Raw genomic sequence first — 24,515 nt, forward strand, 5'->3', positions numbered from 1 at the left:
ATGATACACATTGCATCAACAACTGCAGAAGAACAACAATTGAAACAAGAAGGGAAATTATTGCCTGTTATGGAGCATTTTTACACAATTCAAGGTGAAGGAATGTACACAGGTGTGGCTTCTTATTTTATTCGATTAGGAGGTTGTGATGTTGGTTGCCATTGGTGCGATGTAAAAGATAGTTGGGATGCTGAAAAGCATCCCTTAACTAATGTTGATGAATTGGTGGATTTGGCAACTTCTCAAGCCAAAACAATCATCATTACAGGAGGAGAACCTTTGATGTGGAATTTGACTTATTTGACAAAAAAACTACACGAAAAAGGTGCAAGAATCCATATTGAAACTTCGGGTGCCTATCCGTTGAGCGGAGAAATTGATTGGGTTTGTCTTTCTCCGAAGAAATTAATGTTGCCGTTAGACGAAGTTTGCGAAGCTGCAAATGAATTGAAATGTATTGTGTTCAATAATCACGATTTTCAATTTGCTGAAGAACAAGCTGCTCGAGTTGGAAAAGATTGTACGCTTTTCTTACAAACAGAGTGGAGCAAACGCGACAAAAACCTTCCATTGATTGTGGAATATGTAAAAGAAAATCCAAAATGGCGTTATTCTTTACAAACACACAAATATTTGGATATTCCTTAGAAATTTATCTGTTTAAAATCAGTTCTATTTAGACTGAGTAAATTTTTTTAAGTTACTGAATTTCATTATTTTTACATCAAACAAAAAATTGAAATAATGAAAAAAATAGCTTTGATGAGTTTCGCGGCAATTTTGATGATGAGCTGCGGAGATTCTAAGAAAGATGAATCAACTCAACCAGAAATAGATTATAGTACAGCTCCATCAGAAGATGCTGAAACTTCTACAGCTACGCCTGCTACAAACAATCATATTGTTTTGAAAGCGAGTGATGATATGCGCTACGATAAAACTGAATTTACAGTAAAAGCTGGTGAAGAAGTAACTTTAATCTTAATGAATGCTGGTGAAATGTCAAAAGAAGCAATGGGACATAATTTTATTTTATTAAAACCAGGTTCTGATGCTTCTGCTTTTGCAAATACAGCGGCTTCTGCTAAGGCGACAGATTATATTCCGACCGAATTACAATCAGAAATTATTGCGCACACAAAATTGTTAGGTGGTAAAGAAAATGATCAAATCAAATTTACTTTAGAAGAAGGTACATACGATTTCTTATGTTCTTTCCCTGGTCATTTTGCCACAATGAATGGAAAAATAAAAGCGGTTAAATAGATTGTGCAATTATTTTTTATGTCGAATATAGTTTTGGCACAAATATTGAAATATTCATGTACGTATAAGATTTAGTAGAGTAAATTTTGTCCTCATGTGTTAATTTTAAGCCTGTTTCTTAACAGGCTTTTTTATTTTACAAAAATTTATTGTTCAAATATTTAACACTTATTCCAAATATTTTCATTCTATAATTTCATAACTTGTTAGTCACAATCAAAAAAATACTTTATTATGGGAAAGAATGTAGCACATCAAATTGTAGAATTACTAGAAAAAGCGAATATAAAACGTGTTTATGCAGTAACTGGTGATAGTCTCAATTTTTTTAATATTGCAGTTAAACAAAGTGACAAAATTGATTGGGTTCATGTAAGACATGAAGAAGCTGGAGCAATAGCTGCTACTGCCGAATCAGAATTGAATGGGATTGGATGTTGCGCTGGAAGTTCTGGTCCTGGTCATGTACATTTGATTAACGGAGTTTATGAAGCGCATAAATCAAGAACTCCTTTAGTTGTAATTGCCTCTACTCTGCCTACAATAGAATTTGGTACAGATTATTTTCAGGAAACGAATACTATTAAACTTTTTGATGATTGTAGTTGTTATAATCAAATTATTACTCGAGCAGAACAAGTTCCTAGAATGGTACAAACAGCAATACAACATGCTATTTCAAAAAAAGATGTTGCAATTATTGGACTTCCAGGAGATATTGCAGAAATGGAAGCCGTTGAAAGTAATTATACCTCGAATTTCTATTTCAATCAACCTATTATTACTCCAAATAAAACTGAATTAAGAGAAGCTGCTTCTATTATAAATGATGCTAATAATATTACCTTATTCTGTGGAATTGGCGCATCTCAAGCAAATGAAGAAGTTATAAAACTTTCTCGTCATTTGCATGCTCCAGTTGGATATTCGTTCAAAGGAAAAATGAGTATTCAACCCAATAATCCAAATGAAATAGGAATGACAGGATTACTTGGTCAACCATCTGCTTATCATGCTATGCACAAAGCTGATTTAATTATTTTGATTGGTACCGATTTTCCTTATAAAGATTTTATTCCAACAGATAAAAAAATCATTCAAATTGATTCAGATGGCTCTAAACTTGGACGAAGAGCTAAAATTGATTTAGGATTAGTCGGAAATGCAAAAGAAACAATTAACGAATTAATTGAGTTATTAGAACCTAAGCAAGACAAAGATTTTTTGGATAGTCAATTAGAAATGTACAAGAAAGTTCTTGAAAGCAAAATGACATTTGTTCATGAAAAAGGAAAAGAAAATGCCATTCAACCCGAATATGCAGCTTATTTATTAGATGAGTTAGCTACAAAAGATGCTATTTTTACAGTTGATACAGGAATGTGTTGTGTTTGGGGAGCACGTTATATAACGGGTACGGGGGAAAGGAAAATGTTAGGATCTTTTAATCATGGTTCTATGGCAAATGCAATGCCTCAAGCGATTGGTGCACAAATGGCATATCCTGATAGACAAATTATTGCGATGTGTGGAGATGGTGGAATCTCAATGTTATTAGGAGATTTAGCAACCATCAAACAATATAATCTACCTGTTAAACTAATTATTTTTAATAATAGAACATTAGGAATGGTCAAATTGGAAATGGAAGTTGCTGGTTTACCTGACAATGAAACAGATATGGAAAATCCTGACTTTACTTTGATTGGAAAAGCAATGGGAATAGAAAGCGAATCGGTTAAAAATCCTGATGATTTACCTGATGCAATCGGAAGAGCTTTTGCGCATAATGGACCGTATTTATTAAATGTATTTACAAATCCAAACGCTTTAGCAATGCCTCCAAAAGTAGATCTTGATCAAATGATTGGAATGACAAAATCTATGGCGAAACTAATGTTAGGTGGAAAAATGAATGAGGTAATGGAAACGATTAAATCCAATTATAAACATTTAAAAGATTTATAATGAATCAACCATCATCTATCACACAATCAAGTAAAAAACTTTTCATCATTGCATGGGTTTTAGGCTTAATCTTTTATTTCATTGATTACGCAACTCGTTCTGCGCCTTCATTAATGATCACAGATTTGGCTCAGAATTACAACATTTCTAAAGAAAATTTAGTTTCTCTCATTGGAACATATTATTACACCTATTCGATATTCGCTTTAATTGCTGGAATATTTTTAGACAAATTTGGTGCAAGATATTCGATGTTTACAGGATGTTTTATACTCGGAATAGGATGTATTTTATTTATCGCTTCCTCCCAATTCGCTGGAACAACAGGCAGATTATTACAAGGAGCAGGTAGCGCATTTGCTTTTCCTGGTTGTGTCTATTTAGCAACCAAAGGATTCTCATCAAAATCTTTAGCAACAGCAATAGGCTTCTCTCAATGTATAGGAATGCTTGGTGGAGCGGCAGGACAATTTGTGGTTGCGCCATTATTAGAAAATGGTTTTGGATATAAAACATTTTGGATAATTGCTGGAGTTTTATGTATAATTCCAGCTGTAGCAATGCTGTTCATAACTCCAAAATCGTCTGAAGAAGAGATCGAAAAAAGTAAACAAACCTCTTTTATTGAACCTTTCAAAATTATTTTCAGCAATCCAAATTCTTGGTTAACTGGTATTATTTCTGGATTATTATTTATACCGACAACAATTTTTGCCATGACTTGGGCTGTTCCTTTTTTCAAATTAGACTTAGGTTTTGATGCTCACAATGCTGCTATGACTGCTGCTATGGCGTCACTAGGCTGGGTAGTTGGATGTCCATTAATGGGTTATATAACGGATAAAATAGGAAAAAGAAAACCTGTTATTCTTTTTGGTTGTATCGGAATGATCCTGATGTTTTTACAACTCATTTATCTTTCAGATTTAATTCCAATAAAAGTTACATTTTTCATTTTTGGGCTTTTCTCTGGAGTCGCAATGATCCCATATTCGGTTATCAAAGAAGCTAATCCAGATTATGTAAAAGGCTCTGCAACTGGAGTTCAAAACTTTTTGACATTTGGTGTAACTTCTCTAGTTAATCCTGTTTTTGCTAAATTATATGGAAACGAAATTGTAAATGTTACAGATAAAACTGTACATTATCATCAAGCAATTTGGTTTTGGATCATTGGAATATTTATTGCCATTATTCTAACCTTATTTTTAAAAGAAACTGGTCACAAAAATTCATAAAAAAATCCGCTCATTGAGCGGATTTTTTAGTAATTATATTGATAAATTATTTTCTCCAATATTTATAAGCATTGATTAATCCATTTGTAGAAGCATCATGAGAAGTAACTTGTTCATCATTTTCTAACTCTGGTAAAATCACATTTGCTAATTGTTTTCCTAACTCTACTCCCCATTGATCAAAAGAGAAAATATTCCAAATAACACCTTGCACAAAAATTTTGTGTTCGTACATCGCAATTAAATTTCCTAAAACTTTTGGAGTCAATACTTGATATAAAATTGAGTTTGTAGGACGATTTCCTTCAAAAATTTTGAAAGCAGTTAAGAAATCAATTTCTTCTTTCGATTTCCCTGCTTTTTCTAATTCAGCAACAACCGTTTCTTCATCTTTTCCAAAAGCTAAAGCTTCTGTTTGAGCAAAAAAGTTTGATAATAATTTTGCATGATGGTCGCCTAAAACATTCAACGAATTAGCTCCTGCAATAAAATCGGCTGGAATTAATTTTGTTCCTTGATGGATTAATTGATAAAAAGCATGTTGTCCATTTGTTCCTGGTTCTCCCCAAATAATTGGTCCCGTTTCATAATCTACTTTTTTTCCATCACGACCAACATATTTACCATTACTTTCCATATCTCCTTGCTGAAAATATGCTGCAAAGCGCGATAAATATTGTTCATAAGGTAACAAAGCAACCGAATCTGCACCAAAGAAGTTGTTGTACCAAATTCCTAAAAGCGCCAAAACTACTGGTATATTTTGATCTAAAGTTTCTGTTTTGAAATGCACATCCATTTCATGCGCTCCCTCTAACAATTCTTCGAAATTATCGAAACCTACTGCCAAAGCAATGCTCAAACCAATCGCACTCCACAATGAATAACGACCACCAACCCAATCCCAAAATTGGAACATATTTGCCGTATCAATTCCGAAATTAGCAACACCTTCTGCATTTGTCGATAACGCCACAAAATGTTTCGCTACATCAGCTTCTTGAGCATCAGAATTCAAAAACCATTCTTTTGCTGAAAAAGCATTTGTCATCGTTTCTTGCGTTGTAAATGTTTTTGAAGCAACAATAAATAAGGTAGTTTCAGGATTTATTTCTTTAAAAGTTTCTGCTAAATGCGTTCCATCAATATTCGAAACAAAATGAATATTCAAACGAGTTTTATAATGTTTCAACGCTTCCGTTACCATCACAGGTCCAAGATCCGAACCACCAATTCCGATGTTGACAATATCTGTAATTTCTTTTCCTGAAAAACCTTTCCATTCACCAGAAATTACTTTCTCCGAAAATGATTTCATCTGATCTAACACCTCATTAATTTGAGGCATCACATCTTTTCCGTCAACCAAAACTTCTTCATTAGAGCGATTGCGTAAAGCTGTATGCAGAACAGCACGTTTTTCTGTTACGTTGATGACATCTCCTTCAAACATTTGCTGAATTGCCGTATCAACATCCATTTCTTTCGCCAAATCAACCAAAAGTTGAATCGTTTCTGCATTAATTCTATTTTTCGAATAATCCACTAATAATGAAGGATATTGAATCGAAAATTCTTCAAAACGATTTGAATTTTGAGCAAATAGTTCTTTGATTGATGTATGCTGAATCGTTTGAAAATGTTTCTCTAACGCATTCCAAGCCTTTGTAGTTGTTGGATTGATTGTATTTAAAGCCATAATATTTTTAGTATTCTTTCCTTAACAAATTTAATCATTTCAAATTCATGTCAAAATCAATATTATCACGATAACGTTGTAGCAGAAAAATTTTAAGAAATAATTATCAATCTTATCATGTAACCTTTTTAAAAACAATGCGTCATATAGCAAACAACAAAGTCATGCGCAACTATTTTTTTGGATTAATTTTAAGTATTTGTACAATCGTTCAAGCCCAAATTCAAGTGAAAGGAACTGTAAAAGACAGTAATAATTTGCCAATTTCATACTGTTCTATTGGAATAGAAAATTCAGAAGTTGGAGCAATTACAGATGAAAATGGTCAATTTTCTATCGAAATTCCCGAAAATTTAACTAAAACTCATTTAGTTTTTGATGCGTCAGGTTATAATTTAACTTCAAAATCGGTTCATGATATTCAACAAAGTTCTGTTGTTATATTAACTGAAAAATCAATTTCATTGTCAGAGGTGACACTGAAAACAGAAAAAATGAAAGAGAAAATTATTGGACAAAAAACTCGTCCGATGCTTACTTTTTCTAAAATGTTTGATGAAAATGTACCTACAATTGAACAAGGAAATATTTTTGAAATTTACCCAACTACAAAACTGAATGCGTTTAATTTTCATATTATTCCAAGTTCTAAATTTGAAGAAATAACGCTGAAAGTTAATATTTATTCGGTCAAAAATGGGTTACCCGTAGAATCCATTTTAGATAAAAACATTATTTATAAAACTTCTACAACAGGATGGCAAAAAATTAATTTAACACCTTATAAATTTCGATTCAAAAATGTTGATCAAATTGCTGTAACACTACAATTAGTTGGTTATAAAAAATTAGATCAAGAAGATTTTGTTTTTGGTGTTTCGGCTAAAAAATCTTTAGCAAAAGATTTATTGTTTAGGTATCAAAGTCAAGGTAATTGGGAAGCTTCCGAAGGCGTTTTTATCGCCAACTTAGATCTTTTATATTCAAAAGATAAATTGACTATAAATGAGGAAAAGCCTGTAGAAATTGATACAAAAACAAAAGAATTAATTTCATATTATCAACATAAAGAGAATGCTAAAAAGTTGATTTATGGAAAAAATAAGTTAGGAAAATATATTGACATAAACGATGCAAAGATTTATTATGAAGAATATGGACAAGGTGAGCCTTTGATTTTTTTACATGGAAATAACGGAAGTATAGAAGATTTTTATCGACAAATTCCATTTTTTGCCAAGCATTATCGAGTAACTGTTCTTGATACGCGCGGACAAGGGAGAAGTACAGATTTGACAAATACACCTTACACTTATGAAGAATTTTCAAACGATTTACTTCAAGTGATACAAAAACTTAATCTAAAGAAAGTAAATCTTGTTGGTTGGAGTGATGGTGGAAACACAGCTTTAATTTTCAATACTCAACATCCTGAATTAGTTAATAAAATTATAACAATTGGAGCAGTTCTTAATCCAAATGGAGTAAGCGAAGAACTCATTGGGAGTTTAAGTTTAGCAAATAAACCTTCCGAAAACACCAATTTACGTTTAATTAACTTAATGTTAAATGAACCAAATATCCCAAAAAATGATTTAAATAAAATTCAAAATCCTGTATTGGTCATTGCTGGAGAAAAAGATGAAGTAATCGAAAATCATACAAAAGAAATTCAACAAAATATTTCAAAAGCAGAGTTATTGATTATTCCAAATTCGACACATTATGTTCCTTTCGAGCAACCAAAAGTATTAAATGAAGCCATTTTGAAGTTTTTGAAAAAATAGGAACATAGGTTTAGTTTTCATTTTCTCCATATCTTTACCCAACTAAACCAACTCAATGAAATACATCACAGGTTTCTTCGTCCTTATTTGGCGCATTTGGATGATTTTATTAGCCGCAATTTATGTCCTAACAATTGGTGTTTTTATCGTATTACCTTTAGCAAACTTCGATAAAACATTTCCTTACATCTACCCATTTATAAGATATTGGGGAAAATTTGTTTTGTATGGAACAGGATTTAGAATAGATTACAAAAAACTTGTTCCACTCGAGCCGAAAGAAAATTATGTTTTTATAGCTAATCATACTTCGGTGATGGATATTATGTTGATGTTGACGATTCTAAAACATCATCCAATCGTATTTGTAGGCAAGGCAGAGTTACTCAAAATCCCTATCTTTGGACGAATATTCGAACGAATTTGTATCCCTGTCGACCGAAAAAGTGCACGTAGTAAAGCACTTGTTTATCCCGAAGCAAAGAAAAAGTTAGACAAAAATCTGAGTATTTTTATTTTTCCTGAAGGCGGCGTTACAAACGACAAAGAATTCAAAATTTATTTGGATCCTTTCAAAGATGGAGCGTTTAACATTGCGATTGAAACACAAACACCTTTGGCTGTTTTGGCGATTCATGGTGTTAATAAAATGTTTCCATTCAATTGGTTTCGAGGATATCCAGGGAAAATAAAAGTTCGATTATTGGCGACTTTCGAAACGAAAGATTTGAATGTAAAAAACGATAAAGTGGCGCTGAAAGAAGCTGCTTACAACATGATTTTAAAAGATTTAGAACAATGAAAAATTTAGTTTATATCGCATTAGGAACGGCTTTAACGGCGGTTAGTTGCAATAAACAAATCACTTCTACCACAGAAATTGAAGCAAAGGATAATCAAACTTTTGCTGATTTAGATAAAGCTCGCATCAAACATTTGAGTTTGGATATCGAAACCGATTTTGATACGCATCAAATTAAAGGTTCTGCGGCTTATACATTCGAAAATAATCAAGCAAAACAATTGATTTTAGATACCGAAAAACTAATAATTGATTCAGTTTTATTAGCGAATGGAAAAAAAACAACATACAAATTAGGTGAAAAAGATTCTATTAAAGGTCAAGCCTTAATCATTGATGTTACGCCAAATGATACAATTGTAAAAGTTTTCTACAAAACTTCTCCAGACGCAAATGCCTTACAATGGTTAAATGCACAACAAACTCACGATAAAAAGCATCCGTTTTTATTGTCGCAAGGACAAGCGATTTTAACGCGTTCTTGGATTCCAATTCAGGATACACCAAGTGTTCGCTTAACGTATGATGCAAAAGTAAAAACGCCAAAAGATTTGTTGCCTTTGATGAGTGCAATCAATCCGAAAGAGAAAAATGCAGAAGATGTTTACACGTTCAAAATGCCTCAACCAATTGCACCTTATTTGATTGCTTTGGCTGTTGGTGATGTACAATATCAACCAATCGATAACAGAACGGGAGTTTATGCAGAACCTGGCTTATTGAAAGCTGCTGCGTGGGAATTTGCCGACATGGGAAAAATGGTAACGGCTGCCGAGAAATTGTACGGAAAATATCCTTGGGAACAATTTGATGTATTGGTTTTACCACCTTCGTTTCCTTTTGGTGGAATGGAAAATCCGCGTTTAACATTCGCAACACCAACTGCAATTGTAGGTGATCGTTCGATGACGAATTTGATTGCCCACGAATTGGCGCATTCTTGGTCTGGAAATTTAGTAACGAATTCTACTTGGGATGATTTCTGGGTAAATGAAGGATTTACAGTTTATTTCGAACGTAGAATTATGGAAGAATTAGAAGGAAAAGATTATGCAGATATGATTTCGGTAATCGGTTTTCAAGATTTGGAAACGTCGATGAAAAATATTCCAGAAAAATATACTTCATTAAAAGTGAACATGAAAGGTGCAAATCCTGATGATGCTTTTTCTGATGTTCCGTACGATAAAGGTTATTTATTTTTGAAAATGTTAGAAGATAAATATGGTCGTAAAAAATTTGATAAATTCTTGAATCAATATTTTTCTTCGCACGCTTTCCAAACGATGACGACAGAAAAATTTGTGGAGTATTTGAAAACTAATTTGACAAATGGAGACGATTCTTTTGTTCAAGAATGGATTTATAACACAGGTTGGCCAAAAGATTTGAAAAAACCTACTTCAAAATTATTCGATTTAGCAGAAGCACAGTTACAGCAAGATATTAAAAACGGGCGAAATAAAGTTGCTCCGAAAAAAGTGGCGATATCTACGAGATCTACAAACGAATGGGTTCATTTTATTCGTCAAATTGATACGACTAAAAACACGAAAGAAGATTTAGCTTATTTGGATGCTATTTATGATTTTACAAATTCAAAAAATCCAGAAATTGAATGTGCTTGGTACGAAAAAGCATTTTTAATGCACTACGATAAAGTTAATACAAATGCAAAAGAATTCTTGGTAAATGTTGGTCGTCGTAAATTTTTAGAGCCTTTATACTTAGCTTTAAAAGAATCTAATCAATTGGATTTAGCGAAGAATATTTACAAAGATGCGCGTCCAAATTATCATTTTGTTGCGCGTCAAACAATTGATACAATGTTAAATTACAAACCATAAAACATGGCGATTGTAGCATATACAGACGGTTCGTCGTTAGGAAATCCTGGTCCAGGAGGATTTGGTTGTATTTTGTTGGAAACCGAGAAAAAAGTCAAAAAAGAAATTTCTCAAGGTTTTCGACTAACGACCAATAATCGAATGGAATTGTTGGCAGTTATTACGGCTTTGGAAACGCTAAAGTTCACCAACACGGAGATTACTATTGTGACGGATTCTAAATATGTGGTAGATGCTGTGGAAAAACGTTGGGTTTTTGGTTGGGTGCAAAAGAATTTCAAAGGAAAGAAGAATGCTGATTTGTGGAAAAGATTTTTAGAAGTTTATAAAATTCATCGCGTAAAATTTCAATGGATAAAAGGTCATGCTGGACATCATTGGAACGAAGAAGCTGATAAATTGGCGGTTGCAGCAGCAAATAAACCAGAAAATTTTAAGATAGATTCTTACTTCGAAATTCATCAAAACGAAGAATAATTTTCTACTTTTGTGAGGCAGAGAGGAAAATGAAAATGAAGAAGTTGTGGAGATTTCTCCCACTAATTTTAATTACAATTTACAGTTGTTCGCCTAAAAAAGAAAAAGGTGAACTTGTCTACTTTAGTGGACGAATTGCCAATGCACAAACAGATAGCATTTACCTATTATTGAATAATCGTGAAAAGGCTTTTGCTTTAGATTTTGATGGAAATTTTTCGGATACAATTCAGTTAGTTGACGAAGGTTATAAGACACTTTCCATCGAGCGCGAAGAATTTACAATTTATTTGATTCCAGGTGATAGTTTGATTCTAAATACAGATTTAAAACATTTGGAGAATAATTTCAAATTCTCTGGAATAGGAAAAAATCGAAACAATTATTTGGTTGACAAAAGTTTTAAAATGGATAAATTCTTAACTGAACATACCGAATTATTTAAACTTGCTCCGCCAGATTTCAAAAATCAAATCAAAAAGTTTCATCAAAAAGTTTTCAAAGATTTAGAGAAATTAGAAGTTAATTCTTCGTTCATCAAAACGGAAAAAACGAATTTAGATTACGATTTTATCAATTTGTTGTACATGTACAAGGATTCTTACACTTACTACAATCCTGCTTCTCAGCAATTACCTGTTAATTTTTTGACAGAATTAGACGAAATCGATCTAGATAATGACGAGGATTATAGAACGTATCAGAGTTACCGTAATATTGTCTTAACAAACTTACAAGAAAAATTATATCAAGGAATTTCTGCTGATGCTTTGTTAGAAAATATCAAAAGTCAGTCAATTAAAAATGGGTTTATTAATTCATTAATCTATGAACTTGATCCAAAAGATCCGAATAGCAACGGAATTTATCAAGCGATACAAAAACACTGCAATTATCAACCTTGGTTGGACGAAGCTGCAAAGAGAATGAAAAAATTTAGTTGATAACTCAAAAAAATGCTTTCAGAATCTGAAAGCATTTTTTTAACATTTTTTATTTAATTGAGAAACAGAAGTATACTTGTTATTTGTATTTTTTAACTTTTCTATAGGCAACCTTTTTAAGAAATTTGCATCTGTATTGTAGAATTAGTAATGAAATTGAAAATGTCTAAACCGAAAAGAATTCACAAAACTTACAAAAAGTCTATATTTAGTAAAATAAAAGTAAAACCAGTAAACTTATTGCTTTTTATGGCAATCGTTTGTTTTATTTTTGTCGTATTTTTCTTAAAATAATTGGAATTTATTACTCTCTACTTTTTTACTTTGATAATTTCTTAACTTCGTATCAAACTACGAAGAAATGACAAAATCTGAAGCTAGAAAATATTACCGAACGTTGAGAAAATCATTCACTAAAGAAGAAGTGGATGACTTGAGTGATCAAATTTTTGAACACATCAAACACTTAGATTTTTCTACAGATCAGACTTTTCATATTTTCTTACCTATCGAAAAAAATAACGAAATCAATACTTATCCAATCATAAATTGGCTATTTCAACAACAAAAAAAGGTGGTTTTGCCTATGGTTATTGGCGATGATATGATTAATTGTAAAGTCGAAAAAAGTTTCGAAACGGTATTAAATTCACTTCAAATTCCAGAACCCACTCAGTATTCAGAAATTGATTCTAAAGCTATTGATATTATTTTTATTCCAATGTTTGTTGCCGATAAAAAAGGAAATCGCGTCGGATACGGTGGCGGATATTATGATAAATTTTTGGCAAGATGTAGACCTGATTCAAAAAAAATAGGTCTAACTTATTTTAGACCTATCGAATATATTGAAGACGCTTATTTCGGCGATTTTCCTCTTGATTTTTGTATTACTCCAGATGGAATTGAATCTTTCTGAATCGAGTCTTGTTTCTCATTTAATGTTCTGAAATAGAATTTAAACTCTCGTTGAAATTTGATTGGCTCTTGTTTTAGCACAAATACACCAACATGATTATTGGTTTCGATTAACTTTTTATCTGAATTGAAATAATTAATTGTATACGCAATTCGCTTGATAGAGTCTGGTGTAATCGAATCTTTTGGTAAAATTGCAAATTTAGAAACGGAAGTAAATGTTACTTTTTTCGAACGAAGCTCTCTCAATAACGAAAATATTTCGGTCGTATCTTTTTTAGGAAAATAAGACAACAATTGATCTCTCAACAAGCTATCAACAACCGTATCATTGGTATTAGATGCCAACGCCGAAAGCTCAAAAAACTCACGCAATTTCTGCTTTGCAATAAAATTTACAGCTTCTACAGAATCCATTTTACTACTTACAGTCGATGCCTCGTTTTTGTAACCTTTTATCGCTTCTGGATTGTAATCTCCTTTATATTTATCGTCTTTGCACGAAAATATCATCCAAACACTCATCAGCAATATCATGCTAAACTGAACTATTTTACTTATCGTTCTCATCTTGTTGGATTTTAAATTTTAATTTCACAATTTTTCCATTTTTCCTTTCCGATTCGATCAAAGAAAAATTCTTTAACGACGTCGTAGGCATTGTAACTAAATTGATATATTGTTGTTTAGAAAGAATCTCTACACCAAAAAAATCATTGTCATACACTTGATAAATCAACGCATCATCCGCAATCATTTGATTTAGCTTAGAAATTCGTTGTTTCAAATCTTTTGCTGAATTCGAATAATAATACAGCATAATCTTATAATCATCTGGCTCTAACAAAAGCTTTTCTGGCTGATTATATTGATGCAAATTAACCTTAAATGTATCTTGTTTATAGTAAGGCGAACTCACAAACATCTTGATTGTATCTTTTTGCGATTCGAATTTGATACAACCTGTTTTGGTCGATAAATAAAGTGGCGTAAAACCATCTCTAATAATTGTAACCTCAACAGAATTGGTAATTGCAGCTTGTCTGTCCGAGTCTACAAAACAAAATTCGTACTCGCGCTGACCAAAAATTGAATAATAAATAGTTGCGCCAATTCCGCTAAACAAAACAACTGCAGCTGCTATTATTGAAATCAATTTTAGCTTGGGTTTTGTTTTAACAGGTTCCTCTTTTGCAGGAATTATTTCTTTTTCTGTTGATGGTTTAACTTCTGCTGAAATCTCTATTTCAGATTCTTCTGGAGTTATATGTTCTGATGAAAAACCTTCGTTTTCTCTTGCTTCAATCGTCGATTCTTCAGCTTTATTTGGGCCAAAATGTTCTATTTTTTGAACATTAAGAAAGTGCGCCCAATTTTTAAATCCACAATATTGCGCCAAAAGATTGAGCATATCAATACGCGGAAGCTTCTTAAAATCTGACTTAAAATACGTATAAAACCACTTTTCGCTAACGGTAGATCTGGTTTTATTGAATAAATCGTCTTGGAAAGATGTAATTTCTTGCCCCTTCCAATCGGAGATATTATCGGATTGAGCAGAATTTTCTTCTAAAAATCGATTTGAAATCGTTTTTTTCAGAATTTCGAAAATTTCTATATCTGTAAATTTGCTCAAAAAATAAAATTTATAAATTTGGTTTTCAGTATTTTGTAAAATAATTTCGATTTTACAAATTGTCTTTTAATACAACTACAAATAAAATAATTTTTTTGATATGTTGAGTTGTATTTCTTTATTAATGCGTTGTTAAATGATTTCTTTTGTTGTAAAACATTTGTTGAATATTTGATGATTGGATTACAATCATCTTACAACTATTTTGCTTCGAAAAACTTTGATATCCGCTTAACTTTGGTTCAACAAAATGATTGAAAAATCAACAAAAACAAAAAATCAATTAAACATTAAAAAATTAAAGTTATGAAAAAATTAGCATTAAACGTAATCGTATTAGGAGTAATCGGAACTGCATTTGGTTTAACATCTTGTAATTTATTTGGATCGAAAGAAACAAAAACTGAAACAGAAGTAAAAAATGACACAATTACAACAATCGAAGATTCAGTAAAAATTGATTCTGTAGGAAAAGATTCTGTTGTCATCAAAGATTCGGCAGTTGTAAAAGAAACTCCTGTAAAAGTTGAAACAACTACGACTACAACAACAGAGAAAAAATAATTTGTAGAATAGATTAAACAAAAAAATCAAATGAAAAAATTAGCGTTATTCGCTTTCGCAGCGATTTCTTTCACAGCAATTTCTTGTAAACAAGAACCAACAAGTGTAGGAGAACCAACAACAGTTATTGAAGATTCTGTAAATGTTGAAAAAGCAGAGATTCCTGCGGCAGATTCTGTAGAAGGAGTTACGGTAGATTCTTCGAAAACTGTAAATCCAGCAGGAACAACAAAAGATTCTGTTGCGAAATAGAACTTAAAAACTAAAAAAAAATCCGCTCGTTAAGCGGATTTTTTTGTTTCTATACCTAAGATTAAGATTCTTTCAATGATTTAATATCAATCACAAAACGATACTTCACATCTGATTTCATCATACGTTCGTATGCTTCATTAATATTTTGAATATCGATCATTTCTACATCAGATACAATATTGTGTTCTCCACAAAAATCTAACATCTCTTGTGTTTCCTTGATTCCTCCAATTAAAGATCCTGCCAAATTACGACGTTTCATAATCAATAAACCTCCGTGAACAGCATCTAAAGGCTCGATAGCTCCAACCATACACATTGTTTTATCTAATTTTAATAATTGTAAATATGGATTAACATCGTGTTTTACAGGAATTGTATTCAATAAAAAATCAAATGAATTTGCATGCGCTTTCATTTGTGTTGCATCTTTCGAAATCAAAACCTCATCAGCTCCAAGTTTCTTTGCATCCTCACCTTTCGATTCGGATGTTGTAATCATCACAACATGTGCACCCATTGCTTTTGCAAATTTAACGCCCATATGTCCCAAACCTCCAAGACCGATTACACCAACTTTATCGCCCGCTTTTACATTCCAATGACGCAAAGGAGACCAAGTTGTAATTCCCGCACACAACAATGGCGCAGCAGCTTTTACATCGATATTTTCGGGTACATGAAGCACAAAATCTTCTTCTACCACGATGTTTTCTGAATAACCACCGTAAGTGATTCCACCATGTTTCGAGTTTTTAGAATTGTACGTTCCTGTAAAACCATTTTCACAATATTGCTCCAAACCTTCGTCGCAAGAATGACAATGTTGACAAGATTCTACCATACAACCTACTCCAACCAAATCTCCAACTTTAAACTTTGTTACTTCAGAACCAATTTCTTTTACTCGACCAATAATTTCGTGCCCTGGAACAACTGGATAATTTGGTTTTCCCCAATCGCCTTTCGCTGTATGAATATCGCTGTGACAAACTCCACAATACTCGATATCGATAAAAATATCTTTCGCATGTAAATGTCGACGTTCTATTGTGTGTGGCGCTAATGGATCAGTTTCATTAAACGCTGCGTATGTTTTTGTGTTCATTTTATACTTATTAAAGGTTATTTAATATTTCTCTTTGTTTATCTATAGAATAATCTGCATTACAATCTAAATTAAACTCTGAATTATATTTCGTAACATAACTACTTAAATCAGAACATTTCGACAGTATTTCAAATTCTTTATTTTTTGTATCAAAAATAATTCCTTTATAATCATTTGTATTAAAAGTTATGATTCCTTCTTTCACAAGATTGATATAATTTTCTGAATAACCTTCTGGAGCGTCCTTAGTATCTAAAACAGTCGAAGCAATTGCTCCAGCAATTCCAAACATCATTAAATAGCCATTATTTTGTTGCGATTTTGGGAGTTCCATGTACAAATGATGATCTGATCCAGCTTTTACTCTAACATAGGCAAAATTTGGAATCTCTTTCGCTAACAAGATTTTTTTATCCTTTGCAATCTTTTTTATCTCTTTTACATTAAAATAAATATCTCCATTTCGCACAATTGCAAAATAATCTCGTTGTTGAAATTCAGGAAATTTTCCTTTTGTATCATAAAAATTAACCAAATCTGCCGATTGTTCAAACAAATCAGCATAAAGATTTGGTTTCATTTCAAATGCTTTATTTTCTACATTTTTAGAAACAAAATCGTCTTTTGTCACATAAACTCCATCAGGATAACTAAAAGATTCTTTGTTAAACACACCTTTTATCTCAGGAATATTTTTAGAAAAATTTTCAGCATCATAAACTAAATCGAAATCTTTTACTCTAACTACTGCGAAAGTATTTTTTGATAAATCTGTTTTGAATTGTAATCCTTTTCCATCATTAATGTATTTTACATCGTTTATTTCAAAAGAATTATTTGTGCTTTTAGAAGTTATTTTCGCTTTTGATATATATTGCCCAAAAACAAAAGTTGAACATAAGGCAAGTAGAGTAAATAATTTTTTCATTCGATTATATTTTGGATAAAATTAAAAAATCCACCTGAATAATCAGATGGATTTTGAATATTAATTATTAATCATTTTTTTTCGAACATTCTCTATGTTATATTCATTTTTGTTTTCACAATCAAATGTTAAGTTTAATCGTGATTTAAAATATTCATTAAATCGTTTACAATTTTTAATTAAATAAAACTTTTGATCATTATTAATTAAAATAACTGGACGAAAATTATCTTTAGCTCCTACAGAAGCCATTATAGCACCACCTATTGCTCCTCCAACAGCTGCTCCAGCTATAAATGAACCTGAACTTTTCAAGGGCATATCTGTATAATAATAATTATCATTTTTATATTTAACGCGTACATATCTATTTATTGGATGCATTAATACAAAACTTGTTTTTGCTTCTTTCGATTCATTTTTATCTATTCCTTTAACTCCAAAATATAATTCATCTCTATAAACTATAGCAAAAGGATCTTTTAAAATTTTATCATTAGATTTAAACTTGAATGTCATCAAATCTTTTGGTCTTTCATATAAATTTTGACCTTCTTCTCTTCCAATGATTGTTTCTGTAGATGTTGGTTGTTTTTTATAAAAATCTTCAATCGTTTGATAAATACCTTCTGGTAAATCATTTTCAAAAAAAACTTCTTTAATTTCAGGAACTTTCTCTGAATAATTTATAGAATCAAATTTTATATCTATTACATGTTTTATAGGAAGATTCTGTAATGTATAAGGGTTATCTTGTTCTGTGAACTGATACATTTTTCCTGAATAAATTACATCTCGAACTTCTAAAGACGTTCCATCTTTTAAGCTAAAAGTTGCTTCTTTTATATATTGTCCAAAAGAGAAAGCGGAACATAAAATAAATAATGTAAATAGTTTTTTCATTCAATAATATTTTTCATAAATATATTAAAAATCCACCTGAATAATCAAATGGATTTTTGAGTTATTATAATTGATTTTATTACTTCAATTTTTTGATTCCCATGTTCCACAAAGTGAAGGCATATTTATCAGCAGTTTCGTTGATCACAACTTCTGTCGAACGACCAGCTCCATGACCAGCTTTCGTTTCAATTCTGATTAAAACAGGATTATCACATGCTTGTTTTGCTTGTAAATTTGCAGCAAACTTGTACGAATGCGCAGGAACTACACGATCATCATGATCTCCTGTTGTGACTAATGTAGCAGGATAACATGTTCCTTCTTTTACATTGTGAACTGGTGAATAACCTTTCAGATACTCGAACATTTCTTTACTATCATCAGCTGTCCCATAATCATATCCCCAACCTGCACCAGCAGTAAATGTATGATAACGTAACATATCTAAAACACCAACCGCAGGTAATGCTACTTTTGCTATTTTTGGATTAATAGTTTCTGTAGCTCCAACTAATAAACCTCCATTAGATCCTCCTGATAATGCAGTGAAATCTGGCGAAGTATAATTATTCGTTTGTAAATATTCTGCTGCAGCAATGAAATCATTAAAAACATTCAATTTATTAAATTGACGTCCTCCATCGTGCCATTTTTTACCATATTCTCCACCTCCACGTAGGTTTGGAACTGCATAAACACCTCCATTTTCAATCCAAGCAGCAGTTGCTGGACTAAATCCTGGCGTTAAACTAATATTGAATCCGCCATATCCGTAGACGATTGTAGGATTTTTACCATTTTTCTTCAATCCTTTTTTATACGTAATAATCATCGGAACTTTTGTTCCATCTTTTGACGTATAAAAAACTTGTTCAGAAATGTAATCATCTGAATTAAATTTTACATTTGGTTGAATGTAAACATTCGAAGAACCCGTTTCTACATTGTATTTGTAGCTTGTAGATGGTGTGATATAATTTGAAAATCCGAAATAGATTTCTTTCTCTGATTTTTTTCCTCCAAATCCTGATGCAGAACCAACGCCTGGCAATGTAATTTGACGGACTTTTGATCCATCATATTTGTATTGCACCACAACCGAAATTGCATCTTTTAAGTATTTAGCAAATAAATAACCTCCTCCTGTAGAAACAGATAATACATTTTCAGTTTCTGGAATAACTGTTTTCCAAGCAGCTTCGCTCAAATCAGAAATAGTTGCTTTAACTACTTTATTGTTTGGTGCTTTGTTATTTGTAAAAATGTAGAAAGTCTCTCCATCATTATCAATCACAGAAGTATTTGTATCAAAATTATTCACAATTGTTTTGATTGGGCTATTTGCTTGAGACAAATCTTGATAATACAACTCATTTCCAGTTGTTGTATTTGCAGCTGTAATAATTAAGAAACGCTCATCATCCGTCAAATAAGCACCAACATAGCGGCGAGGTGTTTCTGCTCCTCCAAAAATCAATTGATCTTTTTTCTGAGCTGTTCCTAATTTGTGGTAATATAATTTGTGTTGATCTGTTTTCTCAGATAATTCAGATCCTTTTGGTTTATCATAAGACGAATAGTAGAAACCGTCGTTTCCTTTCCAAGCTGTTCCAGAGAATTTAACATCAATCAATGTTTCTCCAACTTGTGTTTTATCTTTTGCGTTAAGAACAATTACTTTTCTCCAATCTGATCCACCTTCTGAAATAGAATAGGCAACTAAGCTTCCATCTTTAGAAAAGCTAACATCAGCCAACGAAACAGAACCATCTTTTGAGAATTTATTTGGATCTAAAAAAACTTCTTCTGCTCCATTTTCACCTAATTTACGGTACAAAACTGAGTGTTGTTGTAAACCATCATTTTTGTAGTAATACGTATAATCTCCTTCTTTAAAAGGCGTCGAAATTTTCTCGTAATTCCAGATATCCGTCAACGATTTTTTCAATTGTGTACGTAACGGAATTTCATTCAAATAAGCATAAGTTGCTTTATTTTGTTCAATTACCCATTTCTTAGTATCCTCAGACAAATCGTCTTCCAACCAACGATATGGATCTTGTACATTCTCTCCAAAATACGTATCAACATGATCAATTTTTTTTGAATCTGGATACTTTTTCTTATAACTCTGTGCATTCACTCCTACCATAAGGGCAACATTAAATAAAATAAAAGCAGTTTTTTTCATTTCTTCTTAGTATAGCTGTTTTGGTAAAGATAATAAAATCAAAAAGATAAATTGGTATTGAAAAAAATGATTTATTTTTGGGCAAAATCCTCTCAGATTTTAATTGAAATGAATACTTACAACTTCGCGGCAACTTAACGTTAAATTCATTTTGATTTAAAAATTTATCAAGTATTTTTAATTTTTTTAAAACCAAAAAAATGACTGTAGAAAAGTCTTTAACAGCCAAAATTGGGTCTATTTTTTCGTTAATTAAACAATCTTTTTCAAGCGAAAACTTAGATTTAACCGCGTTACCAATCAAAAAATCAGTCTTTCTATTAGCAATTCCGATGATGTTCGAAATGGTGATGGAATCTGTCTTTGCATTGGTCGATTTATATTTTGTAGGACATTTAAAAGAAAGCGCTTTCGCCATACAAACCGTTGGTCTTACAGAATCTTTATTAACAATTGTTTATTCGATTTCAATAGGAATAAGTATGGCTGCAACCGCCATTATTGCACGAAGAATTGGAGAAAAGAAACCCGAAAAAGCATCAGAAAGTGCTTCGCAAGCAATTTTATTATCGATAATCATTACAATTCTGTTGAGTATTTTCGGATTTATATTCGCCAAAGATTTATTGATTTGGATGGGATCATCTGAACAAGCCGCAGAATACGGGAAGAATTTTACTAAAATAATGATGGCAAGTTGTTTATCAATTGTGTTATTATTCTTGATTAACGGAATTTTTCGCGGAGCTGGAAATGCAGCAATTGCGATGAAAAGTTTATGGTTAGCTAATGGAATCAATATTATTTTGTGTCCAATTCTTGTTCGCGGATGGTTCTTTTTTCCTGAAATGGGATTAGAAGGAGCAGCCTTAGCTACTGCAATTGGAAGAAGTGGTGGTGTGGTTTATCAATTGTATGGTTTAACGAAAAAAGATTCATTAATTCAAATCAAATGGAGTTATTTCGTTCCAAAATCTAAACTAATTATCAATATTGTAAAAATTGCAGTTCCTGCTATTGTACAATATATTATTGCAAGTTGTAGTTGGATTATTCTCGCGCGAATTGTTGCTCAATCTGGTGGAGAAATTGCATCTTCTGGTTATCAAACAGCTTTACGACTGATGATGTTTTTTATGTTACCTGCATGGGGATTGAGCAATGCTGCGGCAACTTTAGTTGGTCAAAACTTAGGAAATAAAGATCCCGAAAAAGCAGAAAAATCAGTCCTTATGACCATGAAATTTAACATCATTTACATGTTGATTGTAAGTGTTATTTTCTATGGATTAAGCAATTATTTAGTCTCAATTTTTACAACAGAAGAACATATCAAAATCGTTGCAAAAGAAGGAATGTATATTCTTGCAACTGGTTTTTTATTATACGGAATTGGAATGGTAATGATGAATGCTTTTAACGGCGCGGGCGATACAATGACACCAACGATAATCAATTTTGTTGGATTTTGGTTATTTCAAATTCCGTTAGCTTATGTACTTTCTTATCATTTCAATTTGAAAGAAGAAGGCGTATTTATTGCAATTCCTATTTCGGAAACGTTTATTGCAATTTTAGCATTTATTCTCTTTAAAAGAGGAAAATGGAAATCGAAAATAGTATAAAAAAAATCGCTCAAATGAGCGATTTTTTTTATGTTTTTATCCTTTGTAAGTATAATATCTTGCACCTTTCAAATCTGGAATTTCAGTTTCAATGCGATCTAAGGCAAACCCTTTCGAATCATTAATAGATGTTTTCAGATTTTTATTGTGTAGATCTTGGTATTGTTCAAAAGAAATCGCTTCTCTTTGATTCAAATAATTGAACAAATCCATTTTATTCATCACATTTTTCCAACCTTCACCAATTTGTCCTTGAAAAACTTTCGATTTAGATCCAGAACCATACGCAATAAATCCAACAGTTTTTCCATTCAACTTTTCATCATTATCAGCACTCACTTGTAAAGCCGATAAAAATGCCGTGAAAACAGAAGCTGTGTACATATTTCCGATCTCAGAAGAAGCACGTTGAGTTGGTTCTACTTTTTCTTTGATTAAAGCTTTATATTCATCCGATTTCGCAACAATTTTCAAGTTATCATTCGAATTATCTTGACCATTTTCTAACGCAAAAACATCCGAAAACATTCTTTTTCCTTGAAATGCATAAGGCAAGTGAAAAGCAATATATCGCCAATTTTCGTACAATTTTCCTTCAACACCTGCTTTTTCTTTAAAATTAAAATAAGCTTCTCTTACTCTATTCTTATAACATTCGTTAGAATATTGCCCTTCGAAAACTGGTTCATCTGAAAAAATTTCGATTTCAGATTTTGTTGTTCCTAAAGCATTCAAAATCGCTTCATCAGAAGTTGATTGATGTGGTTTAAAGAAATCAAAAACAGATTCCATTCCAATTCCCCAATAGTTATCAAACGCAATCAAATCTGGTTGATTCGAGATTAACATCGCTACTGCACCAGCACCTTGCGTATATTCTCCCGTCGATTCTAAGCCATATTTTGCATAATCGGCTGCAATTACAATTGCTTTTTTAGCTGGATTTACACGAACATAATCAATAGAATTGTGCATCGCATCTACTCCACCCACACACGCAAACGTCATATCCACAACATCTGTATGTCTAAAAGGTCGTTCACCAAATTGTTTAGCCAAAACAGATTCTACCAATTGTACTGCATAAGTTGCGGTTGGTTTTGCTCCATCTAAAGCGCTTTCTGTTCCTAAATAAATTCGTCCGATTTCAGTTGGATTTATATCAAAATCTGTGATTAATTTCAACAAAGCATTCGCAGCGATAGTTGCTGTATCTTCATGAACATCTAAAACAGACATTTTTTTTAATCCTAATCCTATTTCAAGTTTATCAGGATCAATATTGCGCTGAATTGCTAAATCTTTTATTGGTAAATATATATGCGGAACGTAGATAGAAGCCGCCTCTATTCCATACTTCATTTTCGTTGATTTTTAAGCGAACTTCAAAGTTAAGAGTATTTAATTTTTAGTAAGCATGAAATAAATCCTGAATTTTAAGAAATCTAATTTCATTATAAATTACTCAAAAAAGAATGCTTTTAATTATAATATTTCTTAAATTTAAGAGCATAATTTAAAATATCAATTTTCAAAATGGCTCGTACTTTTTACAAATCAATCAAAAATTCTGTCAAATATTGGTGGATTTTATTAATCATTGGATTATTATTCGTTGGACTTGGAATTTATACATTCGCATTTCCAACAGCATCGTATGTTGCACTTTCAGTATTTTTTGCTGTATCTTTTTTATTCTCTGGAATTTCGGAAATTGTTTTTTCGATCGCAAATAAAGATGAAATTGACAGTTGGGGCTGGACATTAACGTATGGAATTATCACCACAATTGTTGGATTTATGCTAGTTGTTAATCCTATTTTAAGCTTAGAAGTTTTTGCTTATTATGTTGGGTTCTTAGTGTTATTCCGCTCAATTTCTGGAATTAGTTATGCTTTCGACCTGAAAAATTATGGTGTAAGAGATTGGGGTGTTTCGTTATTTTTGGCAATTGTTGGATTAGTTATTTCGCTTATTTTATTATCATCTCCACAATTAGCAGGTTTAACAGCTGTTGCATGGCTAGGATTAGCAGTTATTTCTACCGGATTATTTGCGATTTTTATTTCATTACAATTGAAGAAAATTAAAGATATCCCGAATAATATTTCAGACGATTTGAGAAGTCGATATGAAGAAATTAGAAAAGAAATCGAAGATTTTAAAAATCAATAAAAAACAAAAACCTCCACTTTAATTGAAGTGGAGGTTTTTGTTTTATTTTCTGTCCCGTCCTGAAATAGCGATACAAAAAAGAAATCGTTATTATGGAAGAAAGAAGCAATTATGTCAAACGTACTCAGCGAGATTACAGTATGTCTTTTAAGTTGAATGTTGTAAAAGAAATCGAGTG

22 protein-coding genes are annotated in these 24,515 nt (G+C 31.8%); 14 read left to right on the forward strand and 8 right to left on the reverse strand.

Annotated features, from left to right (window positions below; genetic code table 11):
- From B4E95_RS06640 to B4E95_RS06655, 4 genes are all read left to right on the forward strand, one after another.
- The gene (locus B4E95_RS06640) at window positions 1–648 is read left to right on the forward strand and encodes a 7-carboxy-7-deazaguanine synthase QueE (protein WP_291090782.1); all 648 of its coding nucleotides are present in this window, start codon (window positions 1–3) and stop codon (window positions 646–648) included.
- A 96-nt stretch (window positions 649–744) separates the two neighbouring features.
- A complete protein-coding gene (locus B4E95_RS06645) occupies window positions 745–1,266 on the forward strand; it encodes a plastocyanin/azurin family copper-binding protein (RefSeq protein WP_125349193.1) in 522 nt (173 codons plus the stop codon).
- Window positions 1,267–1,500: 234 nt separating this feature from the next.
- Window positions 1,501–3,234: a thiamine pyrophosphate-dependent enzyme gene (locus B4E95_RS06650; protein ID WP_286495849.1), complete on the forward strand. Its 1,734-nt coding sequence runs from the start codon at window positions 1,501–1,503 to the stop codon at window positions 3,232–3,234.
- Window positions 3,234–4,472: an MFS transporter gene (locus B4E95_RS06655; RefSeq protein ID WP_291090784.1), complete on the forward strand. Its 1,239-nt coding sequence runs from the start codon at window positions 3,234–3,236 to the stop codon at window positions 4,470–4,472. Before B4E95_RS06650 ends, B4E95_RS06655 begins: the two co-directional genes overlap by 1 nt.
- A gap of 46 nt (window positions 4,473–4,518) precedes the next feature.
- On the opposite strand, the gene pgi is transcribed toward B4E95_RS06655, so the two are convergent.
- Window positions 4,519–6,171 (reverse strand): glucose-6-phosphate isomerase, encoded by a 1,653-nt coding sequence (gene pgi, locus B4E95_RS06660; protein WP_291090786.1) that lies wholly within the window; start codon window positions 6,169–6,171, stop codon window positions 4,519–4,521.
- A gap of 164 nt (window positions 6,172–6,335) precedes the next feature.
- Here pgi and B4E95_RS06665 point away from each other — a divergent pair, with 164 nt between their 5' ends.
- The 6 genes from B4E95_RS06665 (at window position 6,336) to B4E95_RS06690 (ending at window position 12,947) form a co-directional block, all read left to right on the forward strand.
- The gene (locus B4E95_RS06665) at window positions 6,336–7,958 is read left to right on the forward strand and encodes an alpha/beta fold hydrolase (RefSeq protein WP_291090788.1); all 1,623 of its coding nucleotides are present in this window, start codon (window positions 6,336–6,338) and stop codon (window positions 7,956–7,958) included.
- A 55-nt stretch (window positions 7,959–8,013) separates the two neighbouring features.
- The gene (locus tag B4E95_RS06670; protein ID WP_291090791.1) at window positions 8,014–8,760 is read left to right on the forward strand and encodes a lysophospholipid acyltransferase family protein; all 747 of its coding nucleotides are present in this window, start codon (window positions 8,014–8,016) and stop codon (window positions 8,758–8,760) included.
- Window positions 8,757–10,607: a M1 family metallopeptidase gene (locus B4E95_RS06675; protein WP_291090793.1), complete on the forward strand. Its 1,851-nt coding sequence runs from the start codon at window positions 8,757–8,759 to the stop codon at window positions 10,605–10,607. The genes B4E95_RS06670 and B4E95_RS06675 overlap by 4 nt, the downstream gene beginning before the upstream one ends.
- Before the next feature lie 3 nt (window positions 10,608–10,610).
- On the forward strand, window positions 10,611–11,084 hold the full coding sequence (rnhA, locus tag B4E95_RS06680) for a ribonuclease HI (protein WP_038336544.1): 474 nt from the start codon (window positions 10,611–10,613) through the stop codon (window positions 11,082–11,084).
- Between the two features lie 29 nt (window positions 11,085–11,113).
- Entirely contained in the window at window positions 11,114–12,028 is a 915-nt protein-coding gene (locus tag B4E95_RS06685; RefSeq protein WP_291090795.1) for a hypothetical protein, read from the forward strand.
- Between the two features lie 361 nt (window positions 12,029–12,389).
- Window positions 12,390–12,947 (forward strand): 5-formyltetrahydrofolate cyclo-ligase, encoded by a 558-nt coding sequence (locus tag B4E95_RS06690; protein ID WP_291090797.1) that lies wholly within the window; start codon window positions 12,390–12,392, stop codon window positions 12,945–12,947.
- Here the strand turns inward: B4E95_RS06690 and B4E95_RS06695 are convergent.
- Window positions 12,887–13,516: a hypothetical protein gene (locus B4E95_RS06695; RefSeq protein WP_125349181.1), complete on the reverse strand. Its 630-nt coding sequence runs from the start codon at window positions 13,514–13,516 to the stop codon at window positions 12,887–12,889. The genes B4E95_RS06690 and B4E95_RS06695 overlap by 61 nt on opposite strands.
- Window positions 13,500–14,582 carry a hypothetical protein gene (locus B4E95_RS06700; RefSeq protein WP_114998409.1) on the reverse strand — a complete coding sequence of 361 codons (1,083 nt, stop codon included), beginning with the start codon at window positions 14,580–14,582 and terminating at the stop codon, window positions 13,500–13,502. The genes B4E95_RS06695 and B4E95_RS06700 overlap by 17 nt, the downstream gene beginning before the upstream one ends.
- Window positions 14,583–14,888: 306 nt before the next feature.
- Here B4E95_RS06700 and B4E95_RS06705 point away from each other — a divergent pair, with 306 nt between their 5' ends.
- Window positions 14,889–15,146 carry a hypothetical protein gene (locus B4E95_RS06705; protein ID WP_038336554.1) on the forward strand — a complete coding sequence of 86 codons (258 nt, stop codon included), beginning with the start codon at window positions 14,889–14,891 and terminating at the stop codon, window positions 15,144–15,146.
- 30 nt (window positions 15,147–15,176) lie between these two features.
- The gene (locus tag B4E95_RS06710; RefSeq protein WP_221854094.1) at window positions 15,177–15,398 is read left to right on the forward strand and encodes a hypothetical protein; all 222 of its coding nucleotides are present in this window, start codon (window positions 15,177–15,179) and stop codon (window positions 15,396–15,398) included.
- Between the two features lie 61 nt (window positions 15,399–15,459).
- Here the strand turns inward: B4E95_RS06710 and B4E95_RS06715 are convergent, their stop codons facing one another.
- From B4E95_RS06715 to B4E95_RS06730, 4 genes are all read right to left on the reverse strand, one after another.
- Window positions 15,460–16,509 carry an NAD(P)-dependent alcohol dehydrogenase gene (locus B4E95_RS06715; protein ID WP_291064360.1) on the reverse strand — a complete coding sequence of 350 codons (1,050 nt, stop codon included), beginning with the start codon at window positions 16,507–16,509 and terminating at the stop codon, window positions 15,460–15,462.
- A 10-nt stretch (window positions 16,510–16,519) separates the two neighbouring features.
- The gene (locus tag B4E95_RS06720; RefSeq protein ID WP_291064361.1) at window positions 16,520–17,440 is read right to left on the reverse strand and encodes a hypothetical protein; all 921 of its coding nucleotides are present in this window, start codon (window positions 17,438–17,440) and stop codon (window positions 16,520–16,522) included.
- 60 nt (window positions 17,441–17,500) lie between these two features.
- A complete protein-coding gene (locus tag B4E95_RS06725; protein WP_221854091.1) occupies window positions 17,501–18,343 on the reverse strand; it encodes a hypothetical protein in 843 nt (280 codons plus the stop codon).
- 79 nt (window positions 18,344–18,422) lie between these two features.
- Entirely contained in the window at window positions 18,423–20,537 is a 2,115-nt protein-coding gene (locus tag B4E95_RS06730) for a prolyl oligopeptidase family serine peptidase (protein ID WP_291090800.1), read from the reverse strand.
- Window positions 20,538–20,737: 200 nt separating this feature from the next.
- On the opposite strand from B4E95_RS06730, the gene B4E95_RS06735 reads away from it, so the two are divergent.
- On the forward strand, window positions 20,738–22,162 hold the full coding sequence (locus tag B4E95_RS06735; protein WP_291090802.1) for an MATE family efflux transporter: 1,425 nt from the start codon (window positions 20,738–20,740) through the stop codon (window positions 22,160–22,162).
- Between the two features lie 36 nt (window positions 22,163–22,198).
- Here the strand turns inward: B4E95_RS06735 and B4E95_RS06740 are convergent, their stop codons facing one another.
- A complete protein-coding gene (locus tag B4E95_RS06740; RefSeq protein WP_291090804.1) occupies window positions 22,199–23,524 on the reverse strand; it encodes a hydroxymethylglutaryl-CoA synthase family protein in 1,326 nt (441 codons plus the stop codon).
- Between the two features lie 174 nt (window positions 23,525–23,698).
- Here B4E95_RS06740 and B4E95_RS06745 point away from each other — a divergent pair, with 174 nt between their 5' ends.
- Entirely contained in the window at window positions 23,699–24,337 is a 639-nt protein-coding gene (locus B4E95_RS06745; RefSeq protein ID WP_291071159.1) for an HdeD family acid-resistance protein, read from the forward strand.
- Window positions 24,338–24,515 lie beyond the last annotated feature (178 nt).

The sequence above is a fragment of the Empedobacter sp. UBA7494 genome, assembly GCF_002478465.1.
Classification (GTDB): Bacteria; Bacteroidota; Bacteroidia; order Flavobacteriales; family Weeksellaceae; genus Empedobacter; species Empedobacter falsenii_B.